Annotated in this window: 10 protein-coding genes; 5 read left to right on the top strand and 5 right to left on the bottom strand. The window is 66.7% G+C overall.

Annotated elements, in window-relative coordinates; all coding sequences use genetic code 11:
• Positions 1-58: 58 nt before the first annotated feature.
• Positions 59-1,885, bottom strand: a complete 1,827-nt coding sequence (locus tag ASD35_RS18565) for an alpha-L-fucosidase (protein WP_200956073.1) — start codon at positions 1,883-1,885, stop codon at positions 59-61.
• 110 nt (positions 1,886-1,995) lie between these two features.
• A complete protein-coding gene (locus tag ASD35_RS28320) occupies positions 1,996-2,127 on the bottom strand; it encodes a hypothetical protein (RefSeq protein ID WP_255354536.1) in 132 nt (43 codons plus the stop codon).
• 753 nt (positions 2,128-2,880) lie between these two features.
• On the opposite strand from ASD35_RS28320, the gene ASD35_RS27370 reads away from it, so the two are divergent.
• Positions 2,881-3,540 carry a hypothetical protein gene (locus ASD35_RS27370; protein WP_157275660.1) on the top strand — a complete coding sequence of 220 codons (660 nt, stop codon included), beginning with the start codon at positions 2,881-2,883 and terminating at the stop codon, positions 3,538-3,540.
• Positions 3,541-3,731: 191 nt separating this feature from the next.
• Here ASD35_RS27370 and ASD35_RS18550 read toward each other — a convergent pair whose 3' ends face one another.
• The 3 genes from ASD35_RS18550 to ASD35_RS18540 are packed head-to-tail and all read right to left on the bottom strand — an operon-like array spanning position 3,732 to position 9,359.
• The gene (locus ASD35_RS18550; protein WP_056876451.1) at positions 3,732-6,824 is read right to left on the bottom strand and encodes an efflux RND transporter permease subunit; all 3,093 of its coding nucleotides are present in this window, start codon (positions 6,822-6,824) and stop codon (positions 3,732-3,734) included.
• Positions 6,825-6,837: 13 nt separating this feature from the next.
• A complete protein-coding gene (locus tag ASD35_RS18545) occupies positions 6,838-7,950 on the bottom strand; it encodes an efflux RND transporter periplasmic adaptor subunit (RefSeq protein ID WP_157275659.1) in 1,113 nt (370 codons plus the stop codon).
• A complete protein-coding gene (locus ASD35_RS18540; protein WP_056876450.1) occupies positions 7,947-9,359 on the bottom strand; it encodes an efflux transporter outer membrane subunit in 1,413 nt (470 codons plus the stop codon). The genes ASD35_RS18545 and ASD35_RS18540 overlap by 4 nt, the downstream gene beginning before the upstream one ends.
• 114 nt (positions 9,360-9,473) lie before the next feature.
• Here ASD35_RS18540 and ASD35_RS18535 point away from each other — a divergent pair, with 114 nt between their 5' ends.
• The 4 genes from ASD35_RS18535 (at position 9,474) to ASD35_RS18520 (ending at position 15,493) form a co-directional block, all read left to right on the top strand.
• A complete protein-coding gene (locus ASD35_RS18535) occupies positions 9,474-10,175 on the top strand; it encodes a response regulator (RefSeq protein ID WP_056876449.1) in 702 nt (233 codons plus the stop codon).
• 2 nt (positions 10,176-10,177) lie between these two features.
• Entirely contained in the window at positions 10,178-11,251 is a 1,074-nt protein-coding gene (locus tag ASD35_RS18530) for an ATP-binding protein (protein ID WP_056876448.1), read from the top strand.
• Between the two features lie 479 nt (positions 11,252-11,730).
• The gene (locus ASD35_RS18525; RefSeq protein WP_082580277.1) at positions 11,731-13,875 is read left to right on the top strand and encodes a TonB-dependent receptor; all 2,145 of its coding nucleotides are present in this window, start codon (positions 11,731-11,733) and stop codon (positions 13,873-13,875) included.
• A 136-nt stretch (positions 13,876-14,011) separates the two neighbouring features.
• The gene (locus ASD35_RS18520) at positions 14,012-15,493 is read left to right on the top strand and encodes a carotenoid oxygenase family protein (protein WP_056876446.1); all 1,482 of its coding nucleotides are present in this window, start codon (positions 14,012-14,014) and stop codon (positions 15,491-15,493) included.
• Positions 15,494-15,497: the final 4 nt, after the last annotated feature.

Here is a 15,497-nt window from a genome sequence, read left to right as displayed (position 1 = left end):
GTCGCCCGCGCTCACGCCCAGCGCCAGTCGGATTGACGAGGGGTTTTGCAGACTGTCCCTAGCGAATATTGAATGCAACCGCAGCAGCAAATGGCATATCGGGCGGGCACACGATGACCAAGCCATCGGCCTCCTGGCGCCAGGTGAGTGCCTTGCCCTCGTAGCCGACCAGAGACACCGAGCTGATCCGTTTGCCCAGCAGGTTCGCGTCCGATCCGAGCGAATGGATCTTGAGCGTCGTACCAGGCTTGGGAACCATCATGGTGAACGCGTAGAGCGAACCGTCGCGACCGACCGTGAAGCGGAAGTCATGGGGCCCAAACTTGAAGTCGGCCTGGGTTCGATCCAGCTTTCCGCCTGGCAAGGTGCGTAGCTTGCCATCCTCGCCTTCGCCCAGCTTCACCCAGGCCTTGCTGCCATAAATCCCTTCGCCGTTCACGCGCATCCAGGCACCGACCTCCTTCAGCATGCGGAGGCTGCCCTCGTCCAGCGATCCGTCCGGCAGCGGAGAGATGCAGAGGGCCACATTCCCGTCGCGCGCAACCTGCTCAAGAAGGTAGCGAATGACGGCGCCCGAGTCATAAGTGAACCAGGGGGCGTAGTACCAATCGCCCACAGGCGTTTCGGCGATCCAGGCTTCATCGTCCCTGATGCCTGCCGGGATCGTGCCTTCTTCCGTGTTGACGGTACCGTTGAATTTCGGGTGGAACTTGACGACGCTGAACGTGTCGACCTTGCCGCGCTTCTTCAGCGTTCGATTGTAGAAATCGGCCATCACGAGCTGCATGGCATCGGACTTCATCCCGGTCCCGGTCAAGTTACCGCTGAAAGGCTGGTCGCTGGTGCCATCGGTATAGATGAAGTCCGGGTCGTAGCGCTCCGCCACGTCCATCATGCGCAGCGCCCAGCGTTTCGCGTACCACTCGGCATAGGCCGTGTGGCGGCCGAAGATGCCCGCGGGCGGTGGGTTCCAGTCCGTATGAGCCGCTGCCGTCACGCCCTTGTATTCCCGCAGATCCGGGCCATAGAGCAGGCGGGGATCGAGCCCTTCCCACCACTTGCCCTTGCCATCCTCAAGGGTCAATGTGCCGTCGTACGGCTTGCCGGCGTAATCGCCTGTCGGATCGCTGCCGAAGGCGGTCTGCCACCACCACCAGGTGTACTCATGGTGAAACGCCACGCCATAGCGCAGCCCGGTCGCCTTGGCCGCCGCCGCCCATTCCCCAAGCAGGTCACGTTTGGGACCGATGCGCATTGAATTCCACGGCTGATAACGGGAATCCCACAAGTCGAAATTGTCGTGGTGCACACCCTGGATAAGAAGGAAGCGCGCGCCGGCTTCCTTGTACAGCGCCACCAGTTTGACCGGGTCCAGCTTGCTCGGGTTCCAGTCCCGCAGCACCTCCTTGTAGCCGAACTGCGACGGATGGCCATAGTTCTTGAGGTGGCTGGCATAGGCGGTCGTGCCGGGAACGTACATCCGGCGCGCGTACCAGTCGCCGCTCATGCCGACGGCCTGTGGACCGAAGTGGACCCAGATGCCGAACTTTGCTTCACGCAGCCAAGCCGGCGTTCCCGGGTACTGCTTTGCGATCGATTCCCAGGTCGGCTTGAACGGGCCGGCAGTGATCGGCAAGCCCAGATGCACGACCGGCGCGGATTGCGCATCGCCCATGGAGACGCTGTCGGAGGGCAACGGGGCCGGCAGGGACGGCATCGGACCGAGTTCCGGCAGGGCCGCGTGAACCGGGAGAGCAGCGACCAGGATGCTGGCGAGGGCCAGTTGTCTGGGTAGGAAGGCGAACCTCCCGAAAACTGGCTGCACGGGGGGCAGACCGCCGACTGGCGCGACAAAGTTATTTGTGCTCATTTGCTTGAGAGTCATTACTTCACATTGAATGCGGACCAGCGCTGGCAACTGACGCACATGACTGCGGAAATGCACGGCGAGTCAACATCGATGTCTCCAGTCTTGTATTCCGCCTGGACGCGCCCTCAGGCGCTGCGTCGGCTGTTCATCTCCGGCACAGGGCGCGGATGGCGTTGGGGGCTGTAGCGGTGATCAGGCCCGCCGACGGCCCGCGCGGCGAGGAAGCGCCGCCGGCCGGGCACGAATTCTGCGTTCATGCGGTTGGCAGCTTTGCGAGGCCGCATGCTATGGCCGGGCCGGCCAGCCGCTGATGAAAAGCGCTCGCGGGCCGATGCCGGTTTTGGCATCGCCTTAGCCTGATTGCGCCGCTGGCAGTGGCGCCGCCAGCTTGCCGCCGTCGCCCGATAAGCGGGGCGTGTCGGTGATGGCAGCCTCTTGAACGAGGCAACGTCGGCGACACGGGCGAGCGTCATCGCCGCAGCGTAAAGGCTGCACTATCGGGCAAACGGTACCGCCCGAACCCTTTGCCAACGACCGAGCGAATGCCATGTTTCTCGTCCACTGCCAAGACGCCGACGGCAGTATTCGATGGAGGGCAGAGCTGTAGAGCCGGAACTTGAGCCAATCCGTTGACAGCACGCGACTGTGCGCGATGCTGTATGCAAATACTTCTGAGGAAAGCGGGGGCTTGGCAATGGTGCCGACGCTGCCCAGGTCGAATCTTTACCCTGGCTAACCTTGGCATAACGCAGCTAACGGACACCCTTCCTAGCATCGCCGCTTCGTCAGCAGTTATAGCGAAGTGCGATGAGAAAGCTCACCCCCCCGCCCCGTGCCTTCTGGCGGGCCTGGCTGTTGCTGACCGCACGCATCTTCATGCGAATCCTGCTCTGCCTGTGCGTGGGCTGGTCGTTGTTCGCTTGGCTCCTCCCCCCGTTTGCTCTGCCGCCGCCTCCAGCGGCGTTCTCTTCTGACACGGGCCTTGATCCTGCGCCTGCGAGGCAGGACGAGTGAACGCCGCGATGGCATTTGCCGCTGGGCCATCTGAGCCGCGGCGGCCCAAGCATCGCCCGCTGGCCGCGTTCGCGGTGCTCGGTGCGCATCTGGTGCTGCTATGGGCGCTGTGGCAGCTCAATCAGCCGGTGCGGCCTGACAGCCCGGTCAGTACGTCGATCCCGCTTCGCTTTGTTCCCGATCGCAAGGCGCGTGCCCAGGCTGCCAGTGAACAGGCGACACCGACGCTCGCACGCATGCGGACGTTTCCAGTCCGCTCACCGATGACGGTCACACCGGTGGTGCCGAGTGTTGGGGCTGCCGCTTCGACGGATGGCGAGGCGGCCCCGTCACAAGCGGCGATCAGCCCAAGCGGGCCATCGGCATCAGCGCCGGGCAGTTCAGCCTCCGCGTCGGGACCGCTGACGCTGACGCCGAGCCGGGAAGTGATGCTCGGCTCGCTGTCCAACCCTGCAACCAGCGATCCGCGCAGCAACACGCCGAGGCCGACGTTTGAGGAGCGCATCGCGATGGCGCTTGATCCCGAGTTGTGCGTCAAGCTCGAGCGATTGCCGAACGGTAAGATCCGGCGTCGCATGGGCAAGATGGTCAACGCGCAATCGGCCATCCAGAACACCCATGGCACCGGGCCGCACGGCATCAAGGTGTGCCAGTGAAGGAGACCACCGATGCCTCGATCACAGGAGGCCCGCGGCCGCGCTCTTCGAGGAAGCGAAGCGACTCAAGCTCACCAATGACTCCTCACGTATACCGAGCAGGGCGAAGGTCCAGGCTGCAATGCTATGCAAAGGACAGACGAAGCCCCTCGGCGATGGACTCGAAAGTGAGGCCTCGATCCACGAAGCGGTCACCGTTCCTGCGCGGGAAGTTGAGCCCCCGCTTCTTGAACCCGTGCCTTTCGTGACCACATCAGCAGGTCGTCCACATAGGTGAACACTACCGGAACGACAAGCAGGCTCAGGAAGGTCGACGTCAACAGTCCACCAATGACGACGATGGCCATCGGCTGGCGGAAGCTCGGCTCGGCGCCCAGGCCCAGCGCGTTGGGCAGCATGCCGGCACCCATCGCGATGGTCGTCATGACGATGGGGCGCGCGCGCTTGTGGCAGGCGTCGACAATGGCGTCGAAGCGCGTCATGCCGCCCTCGCGCCGCGCAACGATGGCGTACTCCACCAGCAGGATGGAGTTCTTCGTCACGATGCCCATCAGCATCAGCACGCCGATGACGACCGGCATCGAGAACGCCTGGCCCGTCATCCACAGCGCCAGCAGCGCGCCGCCCATGGCCAGCGGCAGCGCGCACAGGATGGTGGCGGGCTGCAGGAAGTCGTGAAACAGCAGCACCAGCACGGCATAGATGCAGAAGATGCCGATGGCCATCGCGACGCCGAAGCTCGTGAACAGCTCCGACATGCGCTGCAGCTCGCCCTGGTCGACGAAGCGCACGCCGGTCGGCAGCGAGCGCAGCGCCGGCAGCGCCTTGGCCTCCTTCTGCACCTCGCCGATGGCGCGGCCGTTCAGTTCCACGGTCAGCGTCACGTTGCGCGAACGGTCGATGCGGTCGATCTGCGACGGGCCGCTGCCCATCGAGACGTCGGCCACCGACGCGAGGCTCACCGTGCCATTGCTGCCGGCCACACGCAGCTGGCCGATGGCGTCCAGGTCTTGCCGCACCGTGTCGTCCAGCCGCACGCGGATAGCGATCTGACGCTGCGGCAGGTTGAGCTTGGGCAGCGACGTCGAGTAGTCGCCGTAGGTCGCGAAGCGCACCGCGTCGGCCAGCGCCTCGGACGTGACGCCCAGCGCGGCGGCCTTGACGGCGTCGGGGCGGATCTGGATCTCGGGCCGCTGCAGCGCGGCGCTGGAGGTCACGTTGCCGATGCCCTTGAGCGTGCGCAGCTGCGCCTCGGCCTGAGTCGCTGCCAGCGTCAGCGCGCCGGGGTCATCGCTGGCCAGCGTCAGCTGCAGCGACTCGCCGCTGTTGCCGCCGCCGACCGAGATGCGCGCGCCCGGCAGCGTGCGCAGCAGGTTGCGCATCTGGGCCTCGACCTGCGACTGCTTGAGCTTGCGGTCGCCGCGGGCGACGAGGTCTACGGTCAGCGTCGCGCTGGTCAGGTCGGCCGCCGACGAGGCGCTCATCCCGCCGCCGGTGGAGGCCGTGCCGGCCGACACGAACACGCTCTGCACTTCGGGCAGGCCCTTCAGGAGTTCGGCCGCGCGCACGCTGGTGGCGGTGGTCTGCTCCAGCGTCGTGCCGGGCGCCATCTTGATGCTGATGCTGCTCTGCGCCTTGTCCTGCGCCGGGATGAAGGCTGTCGGGATGAAGGGCGCGACGGCCAGCGACAACACCATGAACAGCGCCGCCAACGCAACGGTCGTCTTGCGGTGCTTGAGCCCCGCGCGCGCCCAGCCGAGGTAGCGCGTCATCGTCGGGCCGTCGGTGGACACCTCGTGGTGGCCCGGCTTCTTGGGCTTGAGCAGGTAGGCGGCCATCATCGGCGTCAAGAGTCGCGCGACCAGCAGCGACGCGAGCACGGCGACCGACGCGGTGATGCCGAACTGCTTGAAGAACTTGCCCGGTATGCCGCCCATGAAGGCGGTCGGCAGGAACACGGCGACCAGCGTGAACGTCGTCGCGATGACGGCCAGGCCGATCTCGTCGGCGGCCTCCATCGCCGCCTGGAACGGGCTCTTGCCCATCAGCAGGTGGCGTTCGATGTTCTCGATCTCGACGATGGCGTCGTCCACCAGCACGCCCACGACCAGCGACAGCGACAGCAGCGTGATCGTGTTCAGCGAATAGCCCAGCAGCCACATGACGAGGAAGGCCGGCACGATGGACAGCGGCAGCGCCGCCGCGGACACCAGCGTGGCGCGCCAGTCGCGCAGGAACAGCCACACGACGATGACGGCCAGCGCTGCGCCCTCCAGCAGCAGGTGCATGGAGCCGTGGTAGTTCTCCTGGATGGGCTCGACGGTGTTCGATGCTTCCTGCACCGTCACATTCGGGTGCGCGGCGGCGAAGGTCTTCACGGCCGCGCGGATGTCGCTGGCGACGCCCGTGTCCGAGAAGCCGCGTGAGCGCGTGACCTGGAAGCCGATGACGCGCTTGCCGTCGCGCAAGGCGATGGTCGAGCGCTCGGCGTGGCCGTCGCTGATCGTCGCGATCTGGTCCAGCCGCACGCTGCGGCCGTCGGCCAGCGGTAGCGTCAGCGCGGCGATGTCGGCCGGTCGGCCCACGGTGGCCAGCGTGCGCACGGACTGGCGCTGGCCACCCAGGGCGCCCTGGCCGCCGGAGCTGTCCTTCTGCACGGCCTTGAGCTTTGCCGATACGTCGGACGGCGTCACGCCCAGGCCGGCCATCAGCGTGGGCTGCAGCGTCACCAGCACCTCGCGGTCGACGCCGCCGACGCGCGCGACGGAGGCCACGCCCTTCACGGCGAGCATGGCCTTGGCCACGTCGTTGTCGACGAACCAGGACAGGTCCTGTTCGTCGAGCTGCGTCGATTCGACGGTGAAGGTCAGCAGCGCGGAGCCGGCGCTGGTGATCTTGGAGACAGTGGGCGAGGCCATGCTGGCCGGCAGGTCGGCCTTGGCGCCGTCGATGGCGTTGCGGACCTCGTTGAGCGCTTCCTCGGAGTTCTTGTCGATGTCGAAGCTGACGCTCATGCTCACCGAACCGTCGGTGATGGTCGTCGTGAGGTGATCCAGCTTGGACAGTGACGCGAGCTTGTCCTCCAGCTTGCGCGCGACCTCGGTTTCCAGCTGGGCCGGCGCGGCGCCTTCCAGCGAGGCCGACACCTGGATGGTCGGCAGGTCCATGTCGGGGAAGTCCTGCACCTGCAGCTTGCTAAAAGCCATCAGGCCGACGACCGTCAGCAGGATGAACAGCAGGATGGACGGGACCGGGTTGCGGATCGACCAGGCGGAGACGTTCATGATGCGGCTCCGATCAACGCGAGGCCGCGGACGCTGCCGCAGCGGCCACCGTCACCTGGGCGCCGTCCGATAGGAACGCGCCGCCACCGGCGACGACGCGCGCGTTCGCCGGCACGCCGCCCAGCACCTCGACGCGAGGTTGCTGGCGCCGGCCCACCGTGACGACGACGCTGTGCGCCTTGCCGCCACCGTCGACCGTGTAGACGTAGTCACGGCCATCGCGTGACACCAGTGCGCTCTGCGGCAGCGTCAGTGCGGGTGTGGATGGCAGCTCCACGCTGCCGCTGGCGAACATGCCCACTCGCGCGGCGCTGTCGGTCGGCAGCGCGACGTAGATGAGCGCGCGGCCGGTGTCGGTGCTCAGCACCGGGCCGACGAGGCGCACCTTGCCGTCCACGGCCTGCCCGGTGGGCAGCGTGACGCGGGCGCGCTGGCCTTCCTTGATGACGGCCAGTTGGCGCGCATCGACCTCGGCGCGCCATTCGACGCGGCCCTGCCGCACGAGGCGGAACAGCTCGGTGCCGGCCGACACGACGTTGCCGAGCACGCCGCTGCGCGTCGACACGAGGCCGTCGTCCGGCGCGACGATGCGGGTCTGACGCAGCTTGAGCTGCGTCGCGTCCAGGTCGGCCTTGGCCGACGCCAGCGCGGCACGCGACGTCGCCTCGGTGATGCGGTACTGCTCGATGGTCTGCGCCGACAGGCCGCCGCTGTTCTCGGCGGCCTTGGCGCGCTGCACGTTGGACGTGGCCTGGTCCAGCGTGGCCTGCGCCTGGGCGACGAGCGCCTGCTGCTTGTGCAGATCGTTCTGCAGGCTGTCGTCGGCCAGGCGGGCGAGCAGCTGACCCTTGCGAACGCGCGTGCCCACGTCCACCGCCAGTTCGGCGATGCGCAGGCCGCCGGTCTCGGGGCTGACGATGACTTCCTGCCAGGCCGCCAGCGCGCCGTTGGCCTGGATGGTCTGCGGCCACTGCAGCGTGCTGGGCGACGTGATTTCCACCGTCAGCACGCTGGGCGCGCTGGCGGCAGCGGCAGGGCCGCCGTCGTCGGGCTTGCTGCAGGCCGTGAGGAGGAGCAGCGCGGCAACGATGGCGCCGGGTGCGTGGATGCGGGTGGGCCGGTTCAAGGCTGGGCTCCGTTCTTGTTCGTGGAGACCGTGGCGCCGGGTGTCCAGCCGCCACCGAGGGCCTTGTAGAGGGCGATCCAGTAGCTGACCTGGCTCTGTTCCAGCGTCAGGTCGTCGATTTCGGCGGACAGCGCGGAGCGCCGCGCTTCCTCCAGGTTCAGCAGGCTGGCCGTGCCGGCGCGCCAATTGGCCTCGGTGGCGTTCAGGTAGTGCCGGTACTCCTCGGCGGCACGGTGCGCCTCGCTGGCGCGCTGGCGCGTGCTGTCGAGGTTGACGAGCGCCTCCTCCACCTCGCGCACGGCGCTGCGTACGCCCTGCTGGTAGCCGGCCAGTGCGCTGGTGTAGCTCGCGTTGGCGCTGTCCACCGCCGCACGCTTGGCGCCGCCGTCGAACAGCGACACCGCCAGCGCCGGCCCGAACGACCAAGTCGTCAGGCCCTGGCCGAGGCTGCGCGTGATGGCGCCGCTCAGCGACAGGCTGGGGTAGAGGTCCGCCTGCGCGGCGCCGATCTCGGCACTGCTGGCGGCCAGCTCGCGTTCCAGCGAGGCCAGGTCGGGTCGCTGGCGCAAGACCTGGGCCGGCACGCTGTCCACGCCGAGATGCGCGGGCTGCGGCACGGCCGTGCTGCCACCGGCCATCGTCGCCAGCAGCTCGGGTTCGTCGTGGCCGGTCAGGTAGACCAGCGACTTCAGCAACAGTGAGCACTGCGCGCGCTGGCGCACGGCCGAGGAGCGGCTGCTGGCGAGGCTGGCCCGCGCGAGCGCGCCGTCGGACGGTGCCGTGAAGCCCGCCTGCACCATCGTCGCAGTCGTAGCCTCGGTCTTCGTCACGGACGCCAGCTCGCGCTCGTAGGCGTCGGCCAGCAGGCCACAGGCGCGGTACTGCACATAGGTGTCCGCGACCTCGGCGGCCAGCGACACGCGGGCCTCGTGCCAGTCCGCCTCACGGGCCTCGATGCGTGCGCTCGCGGCCTCGGCGTTGCGGCGCACGCGGCCGAAGAGGTCGATCTCCCATGACGCATCAAGCCGGGCGCTGCGCACGGTCGTGCTGGTCGTACCGGAAGCGCCGCTGCGCGCCGCGCTGCCGGAGGCGCTGGCCGCGGGCAGAGCGCCAGCGCGCGTCGTCGTCAGCGTGGCGCGGGCTTGCTCGATGCGAGTCCACGCCTGTGTCAGCGTGGGGCTGTCGGCCTCGGCCCAGGTGATGAACTGCGTCAGCGCGGCATCGTTGAACTGGGCCCACCAGTTCTGCAGCGTGGTGGACTGGCCGTCGTGCGGCACGGGAGCGTGCCAGGTCGTCGCGGCGGCGGGCGTGGGGGCCTGGTAGGTGGGCCCGACGGCGCAGCCGGCCAACGCCAGCAGCAGTGTGGCGCTGGCGGTCGAAAGGGCGTGTGGAGTCAGTGCTTTGGGCATGGGATACCTGTGCAGCCCATGCTAGGAATCGGGTCGGTTAAGCGCCTTCCGACAGGGTTAAGGTGGGTAAAACGGCTCGCCGGGTGCGCGTTGCGACGCGGATACTCCGGGCCGATGAACAAGGTTCTGCTGGTTGATGATGACATCGACCTCACCGCCATGCTGTCGCAGTACCTCGTGCGCGAGGGCTTCGACGTGCATGCCGTGCACGACGGCGAGGCCGGTGCGCTGGAGGCGGTCAGCCGGCCCTACAGCATCGTGGTGCTCGACATCATGATGCCGCGCGTGTCCGGTATCGAGGCGCTGCGCCGCATCCGTTCGACGAGCCAGGTCCCGGTGCTGATGCTGACCGCTCGCGGCGACAACATCGACCGCATCGTCGGCCTGGACATGGGCGCCGACGACTACGTGCCCAAGCCCTGCACGCCGGGCGAGCTGGTGGCGCGCATCCGTGCCATCCTGCGCCGTACCGAGGGTCGCGAGCCGGCGTCCACGCCGGTGGCCAGTGGCGCGAAGCAGCTGCAGGTGGGGCCGCTGATTCTGTCCCCCGGCAGCCGCAGTGCGACCTGGCAGGGCCGGCCGCTGGAGCTGACCGGTACCGAGTTCACGCTGCTGGAAGTGCTGGCGCGACAGGCGGGGCAACTCGTCAGCAAGCAGGACATCTCGCTGCAGGCCTTCGGCCAGCCGCTGGCGCGATTCGACCGGCGCATCGATGTGCACATCAGCAGCATCCGCCAGAAGCTGGGCCTGCGCAGCGACGGCCAGTCGTGGATAGAAAGCGTTCGCGGCCGCGGCTACCAGCTGCTGGTCGACTGACGATGGCGACCTCGCGCCGCCCCGGCCGACTGTTCTGGAAGTTCTTCCTGTCGCAGTGGATCGGCATGGTGCTGACGCTGGTCAGCGTCGTCAGCTATTTCCACCTGACCGGTCGGCCGCCGCCGCCCGACAGCGGTGACCTGCTGTTCGGCGTCGTGCCCATGGTGCCGTTCACGGCCGGGGTGCTGACGATGCTGCTGACCAGCGCCGGCCTGGCCTGGTACTTGTCGCGACCCATCCGGCAACTGAGCTGGGCGCTGCGCCAAATTGCCGAAGGCAACCTGGACACGCGGGTGCGGCACCGCATGGGTGGGCGTGACGATGAGATCGTCGACCTGGCTGGCGACTTCGACCGCATGGCGCGCCAGGTGCAGCGGCTGACCGAGTCGCGTCAGCAGCTGCTGCACGACATCTCGCATGAGCTCCGCTCGCCGCTGGCACGACTGCAGGTGGCCATCGGCCTCGTGCGACAGGACCCGGCCAGCTTCGGGCCCATGCTGGACCGCATCGAGCGCGAGAGCCAGCGCCTGGACGGCCTCGTCGAGGAGCTGCTGACCTGGCACCGCCTGGAGGCCGGTGCGGCCGTGCCGCCGACCAGCCGCATCGATGTCATCGAGCTGCTGCAGGCCATCGCCGAGGACGCGCAGTTCGAGGCCCAGTTGCAGGGCAAGAAGGTCCGCGTCGACCTGCCTGGCGAGTTCGTCACGCAGGCCCATGGCGAGCTGCTGTACCGGGGCTATGAAAACGTGATCCGCAACGCAGTGAAGTTCACGCGGCCAGGCAGCCTCGTCAGCGTGACGGCGCGCATCGACGAGGCATCGGCGTGCCTGACCTGCATCGTGGAGGATGACGGGCAGGGTGTGCCGGCGGACATGGTCGAGGCCATCTTCGAACCCTTTGCTCGTGTGGCGGGCTCGGAGAACGTGCAGGGGGTTGGCCTGGGCCTCGCCATTGCCCAGCGGGCCTTCGCGCTCCATGGCGGGAGCATCCGGGCCGAGACGCGGCAGGGGGCGGGGCTGACGATGGTGATGGTGCTGCCCGCGTCGCGGATAGACGGCAGTCCAGCCAGCGCTTGACCCGGCGGCAGCGCCTGGGGCCCTGTCGATGATCTTGTCTCGCAGCCGCTGCTTGGGCAGATCGAGATCGCGGTAGCGGTTTCGCTGCCGCATCTCGAACAGCCGCGGCGCTTCGAATCCAGGCGCGGCGCGCGCACGTCCCAAGACGATCAGATGAAGTGCGGCGACGGTTTGCTGCGTATACGGGTTTGCATGAGGTCCATGACTGAAGTCGTCGCCTAGTTTCGCGAACTACAGCCTCCTAGCATCTGCTGCGTTGATCGAAGTCAAGAACGCGACAAATAGCCGACAAAACCGGAGACAACGATGACGCAGAACTTCCACTGCCGCAGCTCGGACGGCGGCCCCTGATCGTCCGAGCCGCTGCTGGCCGGGCCGGTCATGCGAGCGACTCGGCGCCTTCATTCAAAACAAAGTCCTGCCCGGTCAGCGCGCGTCGCCGGCCGACGGGTGGTATTGACTACTAAACGGAGACAACGATGAAAAAGCGATATGCCAAGGTGAGTCGCCGTGCCGCCCGCAACGGTTGGCCGATGCTTCTGTTGACGGGCGCCTGCTGCGCGCCTGCCTATGCACAGGAGGTCGCCGCACCTGTCGCTCCGGCCGCCTCTGCCCCTGCGGCTGATGCCCCGGCTCCTTCGACTGACGAGGCCGCTTCCAGTGCGAAGCTCGAGACGGTCGTGGTCACGGCTCAGCGGGTGAGCCAGAACCTGCAGAAGACCTCGATCTCCACGGCCGTGGTGAGCGGCAAGGAGATCCGAGAGCAAGGGTTGAACCGCCTCGACACAGTGATTCAGGGCACACCCGGCGTGGTGGTGCAGACTCAGCCGCGTGGCTATCTGGTAGCCGTGCGTGGCCTGGGCACCGACCTGTCGCCTGGCGTGGGGGATGGCGCGGTCGCTATCAACGTGGATGGGACTTACAACGCCCGGCCCGAGGGTACGCAGGTCATGTACGACCTGGCCCGGGTGGAAGTGCTGCGCGGCCCCCAGTCCACGTTCTATGGCCGCTCCGGCCCCGGGGGCGTGGTGAACATCATCAGCAATGATCCAGGGTTCCACAACGAAGGTGCACTGGCGCTTGAGCTCGGGTCCTATGGCACCCGTCGCGTGGAGGGCATGTTGAACCGCGAGTTGACGGACAACGTGGCCATTCGTGTCGCCGGCAGCGTGCTCAAGCACGACCCGTACTACAACAACGGCACCAGCGACGCCGACCAGAAATCGCTTCGCGCCAAGCTGTTGTTCGAGCTCAGTGAGGACGCCTCGGCTCTGTTTGGCTTTGAGTACGTGGATCTCGGTGGCGCCGGTGCTGGCTACGTTCCCGCCTTCGCCGGCAACTCGGTGAAAGACCCGTGGAAAACGGCGAACCCGATCACAGGGCCGTCCGAGCGTTACATCGGCACCAAGTACTGGGCACAGCTCGACGCGAAAACCAGCCTCGGCAAGCTGTCGGTGCTCACCGCGACGAGTGGAGGCCATAACCACCAGTTCATTCCCACGGGTTCATGGCTCGTCGACGACGACGGGGAAGATCCCCACTCGCTGAGGCAGAACACACTGGAAGTTCGCTTGGCGTCGCAACCCGTCGAGCACATGAAGACGCTTGTCGGTCTGTACTACTACGACAACGACATGCGCATCATCCAGCGGCCGCTGACCGGTCCGTTGGCTGGCGGGACGATCCACCAGAATTCGGGTGCCCGCTCGAAAGCAGTCTTTGGCAACGCCACCTATTCGCTGACCAGCACCACTCGCGCCGTCGCGGGACTGCGCTACACGATCGATGACAAGTGGCAGACCACGGACCGTTTCCCGGCTACGCCGGGCGACTCGTCGGGCACCTGGCACCGCGCGGACTGGAAGATCGGTCTCGAGCAAGACTTCGGCCCCAAGACCATGGGCTATGCCACCATTTCCACGGGCTATCGCCCCGGCGCCTGGAGCACGATGCCGCCGGACTACCCGGGCATCCGGCCGGAATCGCTGCGCTCCTACGAACTGGGATGGAAGACCCAAAGTGCGGATGATCGTTGGCGCTTGAACACCGCGGTGTACTACTACGACTACCGCGACTATCAGGTGCAAGACTTCTACGTCGATCCGACGCTCGGCCCGGTGCTCGCGTTCTCCAACGCGCCCAAGGCGCGCAACATGGGCGCCGAGATCGAGGCGCAATGGCGGCCTGCTGAAGCCGATGCGCTGGGCGCTCGCGTGGGCTACATCAACTCGCGCTTTCGCAGCACGATCGTGATCCACCCCGACGGCCAGAACGTCAGCGTCGATCTCAACGGCAGCACCCTGCCGCACTCGCCGACCTGGACGATCGGTGCGTACTACCAGCGCACCCAGTCTTTCGACAGTGGCAAGCTCGTGGCGCGCCTTGATGGTCGTTATGTGACCAAGTACTACGTGTCGCCCAACGAGCAACCGCTCTCGATGCAGGACAGCTTCTGGACGGGCGACTTCAACCTGACGTGGCGCCCCTCCCAGGGCGACTGGTCGCTCAACGGTTACGTGAAGAACATCCACAACGTCTACGTCAAGAACTTCTACAGCTCGGGCTGGCTGAGGGGCGGAGCCCCTCGCACCTACGGCCTGGTCTGGAACAAGACCTTTCGGTGAGACAAGGCTGATTTCGGTCATCGCCACCAATGAAGGTCTGACCGGGTCAATCTGCCGTCTGGTTTGATCTGGTTGACCCACGTAAGGTGCAGGCATGCCCCGGAAATGGCTCCGGACGCACCAACAGGAGACAGTAGTGACCAAGCCCTTTCCCGCTGCATTGGCGGAAGGAATTGATGGACCTTGCCGCTTTGACATTGAGGTCGCCGACCTCGAGCTGATCGAAGGTGAGGTGCCCACCGATATCGACGGCCTCTTCGTTCAGGCCGTGCCGGACCCGATGTATCCCCCTGAAGTCGCGCCGCTTTGGCCGATGACCGTTGCCGCAGGCGGTGATGGTGCGGTGCGGGCGTTCCGCATCAAGGACGGATGCGTCGATTTCAAGACGCGCCACGTCCGCACCCAGCGGTATCTGCTGGAGCAAGCCGCCCGTCGCTCCTTGTTCGGCAACTACCGAGACCCGTTCTCCGACGACCCCAGCGTTGCAGGCCAGGACCGCACCACCGCCAACACCGCCGTGTACATGCACGCCGGCCGGCTGCTCGCCTCGAAGGAGGACGGGCTGCCCTACGAGATCGACCCGGTGACCCTGGAAACCAAAGGGGTGTGGAACCCGGGCGGGAAGATCACCAGCAAGACGTTCACGGCCCATCCAAAGTGGGACCCGGCCAACGGCGAAATGCATGGCTTTGGTTACGCGGCGCGCGGTGAAACGACCCGTGACCTGGCCTACTACGTCTTCGACGCGGACGGCGAGATGGTCCACGAGGCGTGGTTCGAGGCGCCGTACGCCGCGATGATCCACGACTGTGCGTTGACCGAGCATTACATGCTCTTCCCGTTGATGCCGCTGACCACCGACCTTGAGCGCCTGAAGGCCGGCGGCCAGCACTGGGTGTACGACCCTGACTTGCCCACCGTGATCGGCGTGATCCCGCGCAAGGGCCGCGCCGACCAAGTGCGTTGGTTCCATGCGCCGCCCACGTTCACGGGGCACACCATCAACGCCTTCGAGGAGGACGGGCGCATCGTCTTCGACGCTTACGAGTGCGATGGCAACGGCTTTGCCGCGGTGATGCCGGACAAGCACGGTCGCATGGGCGATCCGTCGAAGGTCACGACGCGCGCTATGCGGTGGCGCATCGATTACCACGCGCCCTCGGAGGAACTGACCGAGCACCAGGTGCTCGCTGTCGCCGATGGCGAAGGTCCGCATATCGATCCGCGCCGGCTGTGCCAGTCGTACCGGCACGTGTTCGCGCCGACGCTGAACCGTTCGCGCCTCATCACCGATCGCAACGGTCGCGTGGTGCCGGTGTTCTTCAACCAGCTCACGCACTTCGATCTGGCCACCGGTCACCGCGAGGACTGGTATGCCGGTGAAGGCGCGACGTTGCAGGACCCGGTGTACTTTCCCCGCAGCGCCACTGCCGATGAGGACGATGGCTACCTGATCGTCGTCTTGAACCGGCCTCTGGAAAAGTCGAACGAGCTGGTGATCCTGGAAAGCCGACGGCTCGCCGCTGGACCGGTGGCTCGCGTGAAGCTGCCCGTGCGCCTGCGCCTGGGCATCCATTCGAACTGGATTGACGGTTCGCTCATTCCGGCCTGGAGATAAGTTG

Source organism: Pelomonas sp. Root1444 (genome assembly GCF_001426885.1).
Classification (GTDB): Bacteria; Pseudomonadota; Gammaproteobacteria; order Burkholderiales; family Burkholderiaceae_C; genus Pelomonas.
The sequence above is the reverse complement of the archived record's forward strand: the minus strand, read 5'-3'. Positions and strand labels throughout refer to the sequence as shown.

Coding starts and splice junctions, on each gene's coding strand:
- ASD35_RS18530 (WP_056876448.1), top strand. CDS start 10,178: ATGGCGACCTCGCGCCGCCCCGGCCGACTGTTCTGGAAGTTCTTCCTG.
- ASD35_RS18550 (WP_056876451.1), bottom strand. CDS start 6,824: ATGAACGTCTCCGCCTGGTCGATCCGCAACCCGGTCCCGTCCATCCTG.
- ASD35_RS18565 (WP_200956073.1), bottom strand. CDS start 1,885: ATGACTCTCAAGCAAATGAGCACAAATAACTTTGTCGCGCCAGTCGGC.
- ASD35_RS28320 (WP_255354536.1), bottom strand. CDS start 2,127: ATGAACGCAGAATTCGTGCCCGGCCGGCGGCGCTTCCTCGCCGCGCGG.
- ASD35_RS18535 (WP_056876449.1), top strand. CDS start 9,474: ATGAACAAGGTTCTGCTGGTTGATGATGACATCGACCTCACCGCCATG.
- ASD35_RS18540 (WP_056876450.1), bottom strand. CDS start 9,359: ATGCCCAAAGCACTGACTCCACACGCCCTTTCGACCGCCAGCGCCACA.
- ASD35_RS18525 (WP_082580277.1), top strand. CDS start 11,731: ATGAAAAAGCGATATGCCAAGGTGAGTCGCCGTGCCGCCCGCAACGGT.